Origin of the sequence: Sphaerisporangium flaviroseum, assembly GCF_039537005.1 — a bacterium.
GTDB lineage: Bacteria > Actinomycetota > Actinomycetes > Streptosporangiales > Streptosporangiaceae > Sphaerisporangium > Sphaerisporangium flaviroseum.
In genome coordinates this window covers 1,264,344-1,278,985 of sequence record NZ_BAAAZR010000001.1, presented here as the reverse complement: position 1 = coordinate 1,278,985, position 14,642 = coordinate 1,264,344, and the positions used below count along the sequence as shown (strand labels likewise).

General features: G+C 69.8%; 15 protein-coding genes. 8 read left to right on the top strand and 7 right to left on the bottom strand.

The genetic code is table 11. The features are described 5' to 3' along the window. Positions 1-42: 42 nt before the first annotated feature. Positions 43-786 carry an HAD family hydrolase gene (locus ABD810_RS05990; RefSeq protein ID WP_344935188.1) on the bottom strand — a complete coding sequence of 248 codons (744 nt, stop codon included), beginning with the start codon at positions 784-786 and terminating at the stop codon, positions 43-45. A 185-nt stretch (positions 787-971) separates the two neighbouring features. Here ABD810_RS05990 and ABD810_RS05985 point away from each other — a divergent pair, with 185 nt between their 5' ends. After that, complete coding sequence (locus tag ABD810_RS05985; protein WP_344935186.1) at positions 972-1,388, top strand: DUF6157 family protein; 417 nt, start codon at positions 972-974, stop codon at positions 1,386-1,388. A 15-nt stretch (positions 1,389-1,403) separates the two neighbouring features. On the opposite strand, the gene ABD810_RS05980 is transcribed toward ABD810_RS05985, so the two are convergent. Continuing rightward, on the bottom strand, positions 1,404-2,579 hold the full coding sequence (locus ABD810_RS05980) for a macrolide family glycosyltransferase (RefSeq protein ID WP_344935183.1): 1,176 nt from the start codon (positions 2,577-2,579) through the stop codon (positions 1,404-1,406). A 544-nt stretch (positions 2,580-3,123) separates the two neighbouring features. Between ABD810_RS05980 and ABD810_RS05975 the strand changes: the two genes are divergently transcribed. Genes ABD810_RS05975 through ABD810_RS05960 form a run of 4 tightly spaced genes read left to right on the top strand, consistent with a single transcriptional unit; the run spans position 3,124 to position 6,808 of the window. Further along, positions 3,124-5,421, top strand: a complete 2,298-nt coding sequence (locus tag ABD810_RS05975) for a sensor histidine kinase (protein ID WP_344935179.1) — start codon at positions 3,124-3,126, stop codon at positions 5,419-5,421. After that, positions 5,402-5,827, top strand: coding sequence for a roadblock/LC7 domain-containing protein (locus ABD810_RS05970; protein ID WP_344935176.1), 426 nt, complete (start codon positions 5,402-5,404; stop codon positions 5,825-5,827). Before ABD810_RS05975 ends, ABD810_RS05970 begins: the two co-directional genes overlap by 20 nt. Continuing rightward, positions 5,824-6,174, top strand: a complete 351-nt coding sequence (locus ABD810_RS05965; protein WP_344935173.1) for a DUF742 domain-containing protein — start codon at positions 5,824-5,826, stop codon at positions 6,172-6,174. The genes ABD810_RS05970 and ABD810_RS05965 overlap by 4 nt, the downstream gene beginning before the upstream one ends. Then, the gene (locus ABD810_RS05960) at positions 6,155-6,808 is read left to right on the top strand and encodes a GTP-binding protein (protein ID WP_344935169.1); all 654 of its coding nucleotides are present in this window, start codon (positions 6,155-6,157) and stop codon (positions 6,806-6,808) included. The genes ABD810_RS05965 and ABD810_RS05960 overlap by 20 nt, the downstream gene beginning before the upstream one ends. Before the next feature lie 127 nt (positions 6,809-6,935). Here ABD810_RS05960 and ABD810_RS05955 read toward each other — a convergent pair whose 3' ends face one another. Together ABD810_RS05955 and ABD810_RS05950 are read right to left on the bottom strand one after the other, a co-directional pair. After that, entirely contained in the window at positions 6,936-7,943 is a 1,008-nt protein-coding gene (locus ABD810_RS05955) for a hypothetical protein (protein ID WP_344935164.1), read from the bottom strand. A gap of 29 nt (positions 7,944-7,972) precedes the next feature. Then, entirely contained in the window at positions 7,973-8,521 is a 549-nt protein-coding gene (locus tag ABD810_RS05950) for a SigE family RNA polymerase sigma factor (RefSeq protein WP_344935160.1), read from the bottom strand. A gap of 72 nt (positions 8,522-8,593) precedes the next feature. Here ABD810_RS05950 and ABD810_RS05945 point away from each other — a divergent pair, with 72 nt between their 5' ends. After that, entirely contained in the window at positions 8,594-9,136 is a 543-nt protein-coding gene (locus ABD810_RS05945) for a hypothetical protein (protein ID WP_344935155.1), read from the top strand. A gap of 24 nt (positions 9,137-9,160) precedes the next feature. On the opposite strand, the gene ABD810_RS05940 is transcribed toward ABD810_RS05945, so the two are convergent. Next, on the bottom strand, positions 9,161-10,939 hold the full coding sequence (locus ABD810_RS05940) for a GumC domain-containing protein (protein ID WP_344935150.1): 1,779 nt from the start codon (positions 10,937-10,939) through the stop codon (positions 9,161-9,163). Beyond that, the gene (locus tag ABD810_RS05935) at positions 10,924-11,679 is read right to left on the bottom strand and encodes an ABC transporter ATP-binding protein (protein ID WP_344935148.1); all 756 of its coding nucleotides are present in this window, start codon (positions 11,677-11,679) and stop codon (positions 10,924-10,926) included. The genes ABD810_RS05940 and ABD810_RS05935 overlap by 16 nt, the downstream gene beginning before the upstream one ends. 360 nt (positions 11,680-12,039) lie before the next feature. Between ABD810_RS05935 and ABD810_RS05930 the strand changes: the two genes are divergently transcribed. Next, positions 12,040-12,654 carry a TlpA family protein disulfide reductase gene (locus ABD810_RS05930; RefSeq protein WP_344935146.1) on the top strand — a complete coding sequence of 205 codons (615 nt, stop codon included), beginning with the start codon at positions 12,040-12,042 and terminating at the stop codon, positions 12,652-12,654. Between the two features lie 93 nt (positions 12,655-12,747). Then, entirely contained in the window at positions 12,748-13,632 is an 885-nt protein-coding gene (locus tag ABD810_RS05925; protein WP_344935144.1) for a cytochrome c biogenesis CcdA family protein, read from the top strand. Between the two features lie 254 nt (positions 13,633-13,886). Here the strand turns inward: ABD810_RS05925 and ABD810_RS05920 are convergent, their stop codons facing one another. After that, a complete protein-coding gene (locus ABD810_RS05920; RefSeq protein WP_344935141.1) occupies positions 13,887-14,483 on the bottom strand; it encodes a hypothetical protein in 597 nt (198 codons plus the stop codon). Between the last annotated feature and the right edge of the window lie 159 nt (positions 14,484-14,642).

Below are 14,642 nucleotides of genomic sequence, written 5' to 3'. Positions count from 1 at the left end.
CCCCGGCGCGGCCGGTCACCGGGCCCACCGCGAAGTACGGGCTCATCGCGGCTCCAGTAACTCGGCGAGGTCGCTCACCACGAGGTCCGCGCCGTGCTCGCGCAGCGCCCCCGCCTGCCCCACCCGGTCGACGCCGACGACGAAGGCGAACCTTCCCGCGCGGCCGGCCGCCACCCCCGCCAGCGCGTCCTCGAAGACCGCGGCCTCTGACGGCCCGAGCCCGAGCGCCTCCGCGCCCGCGAGGTACATGTCCGGCGCCGGCTTGCCCACGAGACGCCGCTCCTTGGCCACCACGCCGTCGATGCGCGCCTCGAACAGCTCGGCGATCCCTGCGGCGGAGAGCACCCGTGCCGTGTTGGCGCTCGACGACACGACGGCTCTGCGCAACCCCGCGTCCCGCACGGCCTGGACGTATCGGACCGAGCCTGGGAAGACCTCGACGCCTTCCCTGTCCATGATCGCCTGTACGCGCGCGTTCTTGCGGTCGCTCAGCCCATGCACGGTCAGCGCGTCGGGCGGGTCACCGGGCGACCCCTCGGGCAGTGTGATGCCACGCGCGGCCAGAAAGCTCCTGGTCCCGTCCAGCCGCTCTTTCCCGTCGACGTAACGGTCGTAGTCGGCCACCGCGTCGAACGGCACGAACGGACGGCCCGTCTGGTCGGCCCACTCCCGCAGGAACTCGTCGAACGTCGACTTCCACGCGGCCGCATGGACGGTCGCGGTGCGGGTCAGCACGCCGTCCATGTCGAACAGGCACCCACGGACCCCGTCAGGCAACCCGAGCATCGACCCTCCCCGATCGATCACTCCCGCTACCTACCCCCTCCGCGGCCCCGTCACCTGCATGTCAGCTTGGTCGAGGTGCTGAACCGGCCGCTGCGCTTCGAGGCGGTGCGGGCGCTCATCGGGTGCGGGCCGGTAGGATCTCGAACACGCATACGATCCAACGGCGTTGGCAGGAGTTCTCTCCCATGGACCTGAACTACTACCAGACCCTCATAGCGGTGGCCGACGACTGCCCGGTGACCGAGAGCGTCATTCCCAGAGCTCGCGGTGAGAAGAAGACCGTCGCCGCGCTGCAGTACGAGTTGCTGGTCGGCAACCCGTACGTCTACACGCAGGAAGACGTGCTGTTCGAGTCCTGGCTCAGGCGCCAGGACCTGCCTGACCCCTCGGAGGACGAGGTGGCCAGGCTCCGTCACGAGTTCTTCTCCAGGTCGCAGGCGTGCCTGCGCGCCTCGCCTTTGCCGAAGAAGCACGGCTGGGGCCTGGCCTTCGACTCCGAGGGCAGGGTGTCGCTCTGCCCGATGGAGTCCAAGGAGTACCAGGACCTTCTGGCCGACGAGAGCGTGACCGTCCTGAAGGCCATGCGCTCCCGTCGAGCCTGAACGGTCCTCCGGCGCTCAGCGAAGGAACGACTCCACCGCGTCCGCGGCACGGTCGACGCCGCCGTGCGCCCGCACCGACGCACGGATCGCCGCCAGCCGAGCGGCCACCTCGGCCGACCCCGCGACCGAATCGACCGCGGAACGCAGCGTCGCCGAGGTGACCTCCTCGGCCGGCAGGTGCCTTCCCGCACCGAGCGCCTCCAAGATCGCAGCGTTGCCGAACTGGTCGGCGGCCTGCGGAATCGCCACGGTGGGCACACCGAACCACAGCGCCTCGGTGCACCCGCCCATCCCCGCGTGGGTGACGAACGCCGAGGCCGCGGCGAGCACGGCCGGTTGCGGCACGCTGCGGTGCACCTCGAAACCCGCCGGGATCGGGCCGAGATCCTCCAGGTCGACGTGCGAGCCCACGGCGAGCACCACGTGCCAGTCCGAGTCCGCGAAGCCTTCCAGGCACGCCCGGTAGACGTCGAGCTGGTCGGTGTAGGCGGTGCCGAACGAGACGAGCAGCACCCGCTCGCCGTTCTCCGGCGGCGTCCAACTCGTGTCCGCCAGCCGCTCGGGGTCGAGGCAGGGCCCCACGAACCGGACGTTCGGCGGCACACGATCGGCGTTGGGCTGCATCACCCTGGGGATCAGGGAGAGGACGTGCTCGGGATGCGCCAGCCAGTCCCACGCGTCCCGCTCGATGCCGTTCTCCCGCAGCCACGCGTTGCACGCCGCGTGGTACCTCTTGCCGGACTCCGACGTCCGCAGGGCGTCGAGTGTTTCGGCCATGTCCTCCTCGTAGCCGTCCCACGCGACCAGGGTGGGAGACAGCTGCACGGCGGGGATGCCGTACCGCTCGCCCAGTACGGGTGCGGGCAGCCCGCCGACGTCGTAGAGCAGAAGGCCGGGCCGGTCGTCGTCGTAGCGCTCGATGAGGCGCGGCAGTACCGCGATCGCCTCGTCGAGGAAGATCCGCATTGCCGAGGCCGGGTCATCCGGCCAGGTGCTCTCGCCGGTGGGGAGCAGCGACGGATGGGGGACCAGCTCGGCGCCGGTGGGTTCCACCAGCTCGGTCAGCGTCTCACCGACCGCGTAGCTGACCCGATGGCCACGGGAGACCAGTTCCCTGATGACGGCCAGCGAGGGGTAGATGTGGCTCGGGGCGGTGCAGCCGATCATGGCGATGTGTTCGCGCGTACGCATGATGTCCTGTCGGATTCTCGGAAGACGTGGTCCGACGGCGCGCAGGAGAAGCCCCGGAAGGGGACGTGCTCGAAGGGGCCGCTCGATGGGCGAGCAGGCCCTGCGGTCGCGCCGTGTCAGGCGGTGCGCATGCGGATCGAATAGATCATGAGCCCAACCCTAGCCCCACCCTCCAACGGCGGCCAACCGGATTATCGCGTCGCATTCGGGGCGTTCACGGAGGCCGATGACCGGGTTTCGGCTGGTTACTTTTCGTGACATCCGCTCGGCCGCGTCAAGATCTGTCATTACGAACGGTCACCTCGACCGCACCTACCGCGACATCGATATCCAATCTTCGCTTTGTTGTCTTGAGGACTTGTAGCGCAATAGGCATAGTTGTCCAGATCACAGACGTACCAGTCGGGCATGCGTCCTCGAGGGGCGGCCATGGTCGCGACTGCTTACGGCGCGCCAGAACGCGCGGAATTGGACATGATGGATGAGCTCGCCTCCACCGATCCGCTCGAAGCTCCTCAGAATCCTTCTGATTCCACTGATCTCCATGATCGCCCTGTGGGGGGTCATCGCGTACGGGAGCGTCGAGGAGGTCGCGACCATCTCTCGGACCCAGAACCGCTGGGAGGCCATCGGGTCGCCGGTGCTTCAGTTGATCATCGAGCTCCAGCGGGAGCGCCAGCTCTCCGCCGAGGCGGTCGCCGGCACCGGCGCCGACCGGCCGCTGGCGGACCAGCGGAAGGTCACCGACGCCCAGGTGGGGCGACTGCGCCAGGTGATCGGGGCCATCGACCTCCAGGGTGGGACCGCCAACACCCCTGCTGAGGTACGGGACCTGGTGAAGGCGCTGGACGGGCTGGAGAGGCTTCGCGCCTCCGCCGACAGCGGCCGGCTCTCCCCGCCGCTCAAGATCATCGACGCGTACAGCGATCTGATCGCCACCGTCAACCGGCAGTTCAGCGACAGCGACGCGCTGAGCGACGTGTCGTCCTACCGCGCGGTGCGTGGCATGGCGGCCTTCAGCGCCACCGCCGAGTACCTGGGCAGGGAACACGCCGTACTCACCTCCACGATCGTGCACCGCATCATGACCCCCACCGATCGCGCCGCGTTCGTCGCCGGGATGACCAGCCGCAGGATCGCCCTCGCCAACGCCGAGCGCGACGTGGGTCCCGAACTGCGGACGCACTACGACGATCTCGTGAGGAGCGCCCCCTACGAGCGGCTGCTGGCGGTGGAGGACGCGCTGTTCGTATGGGACACCAGCGGCGCGCCTCCGGTGCAGCCGGCCGTGTGGAAGAGCGACGCGGGGTCGCTCATCGGCAAGATCCACAGGGACACCCAGTACGAGCTGGTCCGTGCCGCGGCCGAGGCAGAGCGGCTCAAGACCGCCGCGTACTGGAGGATCGGGCTGGTCCTCGGCCTTGGTCTGCTCGCGGTCATCGTGTCGATCGTGCTGTCCTACCGGTTCGGCCGCTCCCTGATCAACGAGCTGAGCCGGCTGCAGGCCTCGGCCGTGGAGCTGGCCGAGAAGCGGCTGCCACGCCTCGTCGAGCGGTTGCGCAGGGGCGACGACGTGGACCCCGCGACCGAGGCCCCCGCCCTGGACGCCGCGGACACCGCCGAGGTCGACCGGGTCGTGCACGCGTTCTCCGCCGTGCAGCGCACCGCGGTAGAGGCCGCGGTCAGCCAGGCCACGCTGCGCAAGGGCGTCGGCCAGGTGTTCCTCAACCTCGCCTGGCGCAACCAGGCGCTGCTCCATCGCCAGCTCACGCTGCTCGACACGATGGAGCGCCGCGTCGAGGAGCCGGAGATCCTGGAGGATCTCTTCCGGCTCGACCACCTGACCACCCGCATGCGGCGGCACGCGGAAAATCTGATCATCCTGTCCGACTCGGCCCCCGCCCGCAGGTGGCGCGACCCGGTACCGATCTTCGACGTGGTGCGCAGCGCCGTGCTGGAGGTCGAGGACTACACCCGCGTCACCGTGCCCCCCATCCCGCACGCTCCGCTGCTGGTGGGCGCCGCCGTCGCCGACGTGATCCACCTGATCGCCGAGCTGGTGGAGAACGCCACCGTCTTCTCGCCGCCCAACACCACGGTGCACATCCGAGGCATGACGGCGGCCAACGGTTTCGCGGTGGAGGTCGAGGACCGTGGCCTCGGCCTGAGCCGGGCCACCCTGGACGACCTCAACGCCAAGCTCGCCGACCCTCCGGAGTTCGACCTGGTCGACACCGACCGGCTGGGCCTGTTCGTCGTGGCCAAGCTCGCGGCCCGGCACGGCATCAAGATCTCGCTACGCCCCTCGCCCTACGACGGCACCACCGCGATCGTCCTGCTGCCGTCGAGCCTGCTCGCCGCCTCGGAGGCACCTGCCACCGAGGCCGCGGGGCACGGCGTCACGGGGGACGGCGTCACGGAGCGGCCCGTACGGGCGCTGAGCACCGTACCGGAGGCCCGGCCGAGGGCGCTGTCCGGGACGCGGGACCAGCCGTCGGGCCGCGCTCCCGACCGCGCGGCGGGGTGGTTCCTGGCGGAACCGCGGCGCCAGGACCCCTCCGCGCCCCCTGCCCCGGCGCGGCGAGCGGTGTCCGTACCGGACCCCGAGGATGACGACCTGGACGGTCTGCCCGTGCGGGTGCGGCAGGCCAACCTGGCGCCCCAGCTCCGCCAATCACGTTCCAAGGAGCAGCGCGACGTCTCCGTGCGCTCTCCCGAGGAGCTCATGAAGCTCATGTCGTCCATGCAGCACGGCTGGCAGCAGGGTCGCAGCCAGGCCGAGCAGGACCAGGACATGTGGAACAGAAAGGAGGGCGACCCCGATGCCCGACCCCAGACCTGAACTGAGCTGGCTGCTCGACGACCTGACCCAGCGGGTCCCCGGTGTCCGGCACGCCATCGTGCTGTCCGCCGACGGTCTTACCATAGGCGGCTCCCGGGAGCTGACCCGGGAGGACGCCGAGCACCTGTCCGCCATCTCCGCAGGCAGCCACAGCCTCGCCCTGGGCGCGGGACGGCACTTCGGCCTCGGCGGCGTACGGCAGACCATCATCGAGATGGAGGGCGGCTTCCTGTTCGTCACCGCGGCCGGGCAGGGCGCCCGGCTGGCGGTGCTGGCCGCGGGCGACGCCGAGCTCGGCATGGTCACCTACGAGATGGCGCTCATGGTCAAGCGCGTCGGCGACCACCTGTCCTCGCAGCCGAGGGGGGCGGCTCCGGCGCCCGCCTGGAACGGCGTGAGGTCGTGACGGGAGAGGATCCCGGGCCGCTGGTCAGGCTCTTCGGACTGACCGGCGGCCGTGCGCGCCCACTGGGCGAAACCTTCGACCTGGTGGCGATCGTCACGACCGTCAGCGTGTCCTTCGAGCCGACAGACCTGACCCCGGAGTACCTCGCCGTTCTGTCGGCGTGCCGCAGGCCCACCCCCGTGGCGGACGTCGCGGCGCAGCTGAAACTGCCGCTCAACATCACCCGCGTCATCCTCGGCGACCTGCGGCGTGAGGGCCTGGTGACCATCGACCGTCCACAGCCTGCGGCGCAGGCGATCGACGAACGCATCTACAGGGAAGTGCTGCATGGACTACGCGGCCTCTGAGCCGGGAGCGACCGAGGTCCCTCCGGCGATGGCCATCAAGATCCTCATCGCCGGCGGCTTCGGGGTCGGCAAGACGACGATGGTCGGCACGATCAGCGAGATCCGGCCGCTGCACACCGAGGAACTGCTGAGCGACCGAGGCATCGGCGTGGACGACACCTCGGGCGTGGAGTCCAAGATCACCACGACGGTCGCGCTGGACTTCGGCCGGATCACCATCCGTGAAGGACTGTGGCTCTACCTGTTCGGCACCCCTGGCCAGGACCGGTTCTGGTTCATGTGGGACGAGTTGGCCGTCGGCGCGCTGGGTGCCGTCGTCCTCGCCGACACCCGCCGCCTGCAGGAATGCTTCCCTGCCGTGGACTACTTCGAGCAGCGCGGGCTCCCGTTCGTCGTCGCGGTCAACTGCTTCGACGGGGCCCGGCGGCACGACCCGGTCAAGGTGCGACGGGCGCTCGGCCTCGACGGGGTGGCACCGATCGTGCTCTGCGACGTGCGTGACCGCGAGTCGGTCAAGGACGTCCTGGCCGTGCTGGTCACCTACGCGGTGGGCGGCGCCTTCGAGGGCGCCGCCGGATCCGGGAGCAACGCCGTACGGGCCGCCGCGTCGACCGCGCCGGGCTCACCTGTCTGAGCCGGGCCCCTGGCGGGATCCGGCTCAGTGAGTTCCCCGGCAGGTGACCACGGAGCGGGTGCCGTGGCCGTCCGACTCGGGATCGAGCCGGTCGCCCGACACGGTGACCGGCTCGTCCTCGGACGGGTCAGGAGCCGGGGGATGTGGAGGCCGCGGGCTTCTGCGGCTCCGTGCCGGACGGCGGAGACTTCACCTTGTCGGAACCGTTCGCCTGGTCAGATGGGGCCGGCTCGCGCGAGTCCTTGCCGGACGACCGCGGCTTCACCTTGTCCAGTGTGCCTGAGCTGATCACCTGGTCGGCCGGGGGTGCGGTGACGTCGACCGTGGTGCCGTAGTCGCTGAACTCGGTGACCATATTGTTGTCACCGCCGCTCTGGCCCTCCGCGCCGTCGTCCGCCGGGCCATCCTCGCTTATGGTGATGTCCAGAACGCGGACCAGGTCCTGTGAGTCGACGGCAACGGTGCCGGTGATCTCCACGCTTCCCCACTCGGGCCTTGCATTGTCCTTGATGGTGAAGGAGTAGCGCTTCCCGGTCCATCCTGCCCCGGATGCGGAGCCGGTCTCCTGCACGTTGGTGGCCGACCGGAGTCGCTCCAGTACCAGCTGAGGGTTCAGCTCGCTGCGCTTGATCACCGTGCCGGCGATGCCCATCTGCGCCCACTCGGCCTCCGTCGGCAGCGGCTCGGAGATCCACTGCTTGCCCGCCGACAGCGTCTGAGCGTTGAGCCTTTCGGGTTCGGTAATCTTGTGGTAGACGGTGCCGCCGATGAACAGGTCCAAGCCGCCATCGGAGGCGGCCAGGCGACCGGTCTGGGTGGCCGGGTCGAAGGCACCGTCCCAGGAGCGCCCGCTGTTCTTGTTGACGGCGTGGATGTGGTAGCCCTGCCCGGAGGTGTTCTCGACCGCCGCGACCAACTGCGCCTGGGCCGAGGGCGCGTTGCCCACAGACCAAACCGTCAGCGCGGTGGCGGCAAGAGCACCGGCCGTGGCCAGGGAACCGACTCGCACCAGCACGCGGCGGCCCCGCCGGGCGCGGCGCACGCCGGCAAGCAGGTCGGTGGCGGCGGGCCCGTCAGAGACCGCTGCGGCCAGCAACGGGCGGAGATCGTCTCCGGGGTCGTGGGTGACGGTCATGTCGTGCTCCTCATTGAAAGGGGACGCTGTCACCAGGGTTCACTCCCTTGGTCCTGGTCTTGGTTGACACGCCCGCCGGGCACCTTCTCCGACAGGTCATCGGGCAGCAGCCTGCGCATCGCCTGCACTCCCCGGTGGGCGTGGGTCTTCACCGAGCCGATGCTGCAGCCCATGAGCTCGGCGGTCTGGGCCTCCGAGAGGTCCTCGAAATAGCGCAGCACCAGGGCGGTCCGCTGCCGTGGCGGCAAGGCGGCCAGGGCGTGCCTGACCACCTCCGCCACCGCGTGCCGCTCCCCGACGTCCGCCGGGCCCGGCCGATCGGGAAGGTTCGCCACCGGCAGCTCACGCCGCCACCTGGCCCGCCACCACGACCGGTGAGTGTTGACCAGAATGCGGCGCAGATAGGCGTCCGGGTCGCCCGAAGTGTCCAGCCTGCTCCAGACCCGGTACAGCTTGACCAGCGCGGCCTGCACCAGGTCCTCAGCGGCATGCCAGTCGCCGGTCAGTAGTACCGCCGTCCCCAGATGGTGACTGCCTCTTCGGCGGACGAAGGCGACGAACTCGGCATCGAGATCCACGCTGTCACTCCTGTCGGCTACAGCTTCTTGTACGGTCCGGTCCCGTAACCACGCCCGCTGCCGGCGTCCGCGTTGACAGACATATCAGCTCATTTCTCAGCACTTCCTCGCGCCGCGTCGGCGTACCGGGTTGGTAGAGTCCCGGCATGCGGCGCAGCGCGGAGATCGGGGCGGGTCCCGCCGCCGCGCGCTTCCTCGGAGCCGAAGGTCCCGGGCGTCGGTACGGCGTGGACCGAGTTCACCTGGCAGGAGGGCGGCCTGTTCCTGCGCCAGTACTCCGACACCGAGCCGATACCGCCCACCACGCCGAACGCGTGGCGGGACAACGCGCCGTTCCCGACCACCGCCCTGATCGGGCTCGACGACGCCACCGAGGAGTTCACCATGCTGTACGCCGACGCCCGCGGCGTGCACCGGGTGTACCGGATGACACTCGACGGCGGCGTGTGGAAGTTGTGGCGGGGCGCACCCAGGTTCAACCAGCGTTTCACCGGCACATTGAGCCCCGACGGCGACACCGTCGACGGGCAGTGGGAAATGTCGACCGACGGCACGACCTGGAACCTCGACTTCGAGCTGACCTACACCCGTGTACGGGACGCGGCAAGACCCTAGAAGCCTGATCGTAAGGATTCGGCGCTACGCCGCCTCCTTCTTGTGGCCGTAGGAGGCGATCACTCCGGTCGCGTAGACGGCGATCCCCAGGAGGACCATGAACACGATCGTGGGCCACTGCAGCCACGGCGGCAGGTACAGGGCCAGGAACCACGAGCGTGTCGAGTTGCCGGAGGCCTTGAAGTAGCCGGCCAGCAGGCCCTGCGGGAACAACGGGATCGCGCCGACCGAGAAGCAGACGCCGGCGACGACGCGCCGGCGCAGCGGCAGTTCCTCGAAGCGGGTCCTGCCGCCCGGCTTCGACGCCGGTTTGCGGCCGGTGCGCATCATGTCCAGCAGTTCCGGCCCCTGCGCGACCAGCCGACGCTCGGCGAGGAGCCCGAATCCCCAGTAACAGAGGACACCCGTCACGGCTCCGACGCCCACGCCCGCCCAGCCGAACATCGCGGTCGCGATCGCCGCAGGGAGCGCCGTGAGGGCGGCCAGCGCGAGGATCGCGTACACCACGCCGGTGACCGCACCGTCGTCCTCGGTGTAGCGCAGCGGATTGCCGCCGCGCCGATGCGGATCGGTGCCGGGGATGAGCGCGTACACCGAGGCCAATGCCACCAACCCCGCTCCCCCGCCCAGCAGCGCGACCAGGAGGGCGAGCATCAGGGGCCATGGCCCGCCGGTGACCGCGGTCAGGCAGAGCGTCAGCACTACGGCGACGGGTGCGACGGTCAGCAGCCACGCGTACTGCCGCCCGCGGACGTCGCTCGCCCCCGGGCTCATCAGCGTGAGCCACAGGGCGGTGCCGTCGGTGCCGTACAGGTTCGCCGACATGCCGGCGGCCATCACGACGAAGATCGGGCCCGCCCACGGCAGCATCCCGGCCCAACCCATCAGCAGCGGGGCGGCCGCGAAGGACAGCCCGTAGGCGAGGGCGAAGGTCAGGTAGTGGGTGCGCACCAGGTCACGGGACCAGGTGCGCAGCTCCTTGGCGAGCACGGCGCCCGAGGCGGTGGTGGCCCGTATCGGCCTGCGCCCTCTGGTGGCCGCCCTCGCGGATCCGGCGCGCCGGGTCAGCAGGGCCGCCCACGCGGCCAGCAGCAGGGCGATGAACACCGCCATGCTGCCGAGAAAGGCCCCCGCCCGCGCCCAGTCGGCGGACGCGGCGGCCTCGACCGCGGCGAGCCCCCAGCCGGAGGGCAGGTAGCGGGCCAACGTCGTCACCACCGGCGGGATGCCGCCCACCTCGCCGAGCGCCACGAAGACGACCCAGATCTGGCCCATCAACGCGAGGATCATGCCGTTGACCAGCCCGGCGCCGATCGCCCCCACGCGGGAACGCAGAGCGAGGCCGAGCACGGCGACCGCGACCCGGGAGACAAGGACGAAGATCGCGAGCTGTAGCAGCAGCGCCGGAAGCGAGACGAGGGCGGCCGCGACACCCTGCCGTACCCCGAAGACGGCGAGCCCGCTCAGGGCGAGCAGGCTGATCGCCGGCGCCACCCCGACGAAGGCCGCGACCAGCAGTCCGGAGGCCAGGCGGCGCGGAGGCAGGCCCAGTGACGTGAAGTACTCGGGGCGGAGCGTCTCGTCGCCGCCCCCGGCGAACGCGGGACCGAAGATCCAGCCCAGCATCCAGACGGCGTAGGTGGCGGCGAGCAGGTCGGGCCCCGAGAAGGCCACGAAGATCGTGCCGGCTGCCAGCACCAGCCCACCGATGGCACCCATGACGACGAAGCCGGCCCGCTGGCCGGACATCGAATTGCGGAGGACGGCCAGCTTCATCTGGGCCATGGTCAGCGCGACAGCCACGACAGCTCCTTCGATCCCTCGTCAGAGGTGCCGACCAGGCTGACGAAGGCGTCTTCGAGCGAGCCGGCGCCACGGACCTCGTCCAGAGGGCCCGCCGCGGCCACCTTTCCCTTGTCGATCACCCCCACGTGGTCGCAGAGCTGCTCCACCAGGGCCATGACATGGCTGGAGAGCACGACGGACCCGCCACCGGCCACGAAACCGCGCAGGATGGTTTTGATCGTCGCGGCCGACACCGGGTCCACGGCTTCGAACGGCTCGTCGAGCACGAGCAGCCTCGGCGCGTGCAGCAGTGCCGTGGCCAGCCCGATCTTCTTGCGCATTCCGGTGGAGTACTCGATGACGAGCGTTCTCTCCGCGTCGTCCAACTCCAGGACCGACAGCAACTCTCCGGCACGCTGATCGACGACCTCACGAGACAGCCCCCGGAGCAGGCCGAGGAAGGTCAGCGCCTCACGGCCGGTGAGCCGCTCGGGCATGGCCATCCCGTCGGGCAGCACACCGACCAGCGACTTCGCCTTGGCCGGGTCCGACCAGACGTCGGCGCCGAAGATCCGCGCGCTACCACCGTCGGGGCGGAGCAGGCCGACCGCCATGGACAAGGTGGTGGTCTTGCCGGCGCCGTTCTGGCCGACGAGCCCGTAGAAGGAACCTTGGGGGACGTTCAGGTCGACATGGTCGACGGCCACCTTCTCGCCGAACTTCTTGTACAATCCGGAGATTTCGAGGGCTGCTGTCATAGATCACTCCGGGTCGCAGGCATGGAAGATACACGTGCTGATTACTCAAGATCAGTGTCGCATATATGAGCACTTATGCGGCTATCACGTCAATCATGTAGAAAAATCACCATCGCCACGGCTTTGTGGGGCAGGGAGACCGACGGCAGGACCTGCAACCTTTGGCATCGAGCTGATCTACACCCGTGTACGGGACGTGGCAAGGCTCTAGAAGCCTGACCAGATGCGTTCAGCCGAACCGCGGTCGGATCGCCGGGCCAGGCCGACCTCGGACCGGATGTTCGGCAAGACGCGAGCATGAGTTGGGCCGTCATGGTCTCGTAAGGTCTGCGGAGGGGAAACGCTTCTACGCTGGACCGCATGATCACAGTTCGTGGTGCGGCCGTCGTGGCGCTGACGGCCTTGGTGACGGTCGCGTGCGGGGCCGGATGGGACGAGGCGGCCAACCCGGTCCGCAGCGACGCGCCGTTGTCGGCCCCGGTGTCCTCCGCTCCGGCGTCGTCGTCGACGTCGGTGCCGTCGTCCGCGGTGCCGTCGTCCTCGGCCGGTCCGGCGGGGAAGGCGGCGGTGCCCGCCGCGCTGAAGTTCTCAGCCAGGACGCTCGACGGTCAGGACTTCCGCGGGGAGAGCCTGGCGGGCAGACCGGTGGTCTTCTGGTTCTGGGCGCCGTGGTGCCCCAAGTGCCGCTCCGAGGCGCCCGCCGTCAAGGCCGCGGCCGCCCGGTACGGCGATGTGGCGTTCGTCGGCGTGGCCGGGCTGGACACCGAGGCGGCCATGAAGGAGTTCGTCCAGCGCACCGGCACCGGCGGCATCGTGCAACTCTCGGACGAGAAGGGCGCGGTGTGGACGAAACTCGGCGTCAGCGAGCAGTCCACGTTCGTGTTCATGAGACCGGATGGGAGCACGACCAAGGCCTCGGGCCCACTCGGCCAGGACACGCTGGACGGCCATGTCCGCGAACTACTGGCCAGGTAACACCACTCATGCCGGCCACCGGACAGGAAACGCCCACGACCGCCGTCCGCTCGGGAGGGCGACCATGACCGCCGTCCGCTCGGGAGGGCGAGTATGACCGCCGCCGATCTGCCGCTGGCTCTGGCGTTCACCGCGGGCACGGTGGCCGCTTTCAACCCCTGCGGCTTCGCCATGCTGCCCGCCTACCTCACGATGCTGATCGCCGACGACGGGGCGGATCGGCGCGGACCGCTGGACCGGTACGGACCGGTGGTCCGGGCGCTGGTGCTGCCGGCGGCGATGACAGCGGGATTCGTCACCGTCTTCGGCTTGTTCGGGTTCGCCGTCACCGCGCTCGCGGTGTCGGCCGGTCGCTACCTGCCGTGGGCGACGCTCGTGATCGGCGCGCTCCTCATCGGTCTCGGCGCCTGGCTGCTGACCGGCCGCGAGCTGCTCGTCCGCCTCCCCGGCCTGGCCACCGGACGTCCCGCCGCCTCGCCGCTGTCCCTCTACGGGTACGGCCTCTCATACGCGGTGGCCTCGCTCTCGTGCACGGTGGGCCCGTTCCTGGCGGTCACCTCGGCTTCGGTGGCCGGTGGCGGCCTGGCGGGCGGGGTGAGCGCCTTCGTGGCGTACGCGCTGGGGATGGGGCTGGTCATCGCAATACTGTCGCTCGCGGTGTCGCTGGCCCGCGCCGCCGCGGTGGCGAGGCTTCGGCGGATCCTGCCGTACGTGTCGCGGGCCAGCGGGGGCCTGCTCGTCCTGGCCGGGGCTTACGTCCTGTACTACGGCTGGTACGAGCTGCGCGTGCTGGGCGGCGGATCCGCCGAGGACCCGATCGTGGGGGCCGCGACGGCGGTGCAGGGCCTGATCTCCAGCCGGCTGGCGGGCCTCGGCGCGGGCTGGGGCGTCGTCGCGCTCGCCGTGCTGCTGGCCGGCGGCGCGCTCGCGCTACGCGTGCTGCGACCGAGGCGGCGGGAGAGAGGGCTCAGCCGATGAAGGGAAGATCGAGTCCATGGGACGCAAGTCAGATGTGATCCGGGGTGACCCGTTGCGTCCTACGGCCGCAGTCGGGCGCGGTGCCACATCCACACCGGGGCTGCACTGATGGCCGTGGTGATGAGGCCCTCCACGGTTCGCACAGGGTCCCGCCCTTACTCGCACCTCTTAGCCGGAGGGACCGGCCGGACCTGCAGGTCCGGCCGGTCCCTGGGTGCCGGGCTCATCCCCGGGCTGTGGGGTCCCGGCGGCCCTTACTGGCCTTTCCGGCCGCCATCCCGGTGAGCGCTGGGCTCCTTACGCACGACGCGTACAGCGTCGTGGCCCTTGACGCCCTGAGGGTGGGCCTTTGCCGGTACGTGATGGAACCAGCGGCGCGCGTCCCGGATGAGCGCCTCGCGGGCCTCGTGATGGCTGTGGTACTTGCGCAAGTGCCGCGTGCGGTAGAGGTCGTCGGTGAAATGGTTGTTGTGGTGGTGGCCGTGATGCCCCCAGTGGTGTCGGTGGCCGCCGCCTCCGCCGTGCTCGGGCTGGATAGAGACTTTGACGTGCTCTCGCGGCTGCGGTTGGCGGACGAAATGTTCGTGGTGCTTTCGCGGACGTTGGACGACGTGGCGTATTCGGCGGTGTTTCCGGATTTCCTTTCTGGGCTTCTTCGCGGAGGGAGCCTTTTCTTCGCCGCCGCCCCCGCCTCCGCCGTCGGGTGTCGACGGGAATGTGAGGCCGGCCTGGGCGGCGTTCTTCGTGGTGCCGACGTGAGAGTCGGCCTGCGCGGGAAGCGGCAGCGCCATGAGCGCCCCAGCCGTCACCGCCGCGCCGATGTAAGCGAACAGGGATCGGTCGTTGATCATTCGCGTCAGAGGCTGCCTGCCTCTAGATGGATAGATCACCTAAATACCCCCCATTAGTAAATTAAGAGAATCGAGCGGTGTATCACCATAATGGCGGCACATAGGTGAACTACCCCGTATTGAGACGGCAACACAGATGATTAATCCGGCAAGTGTGTC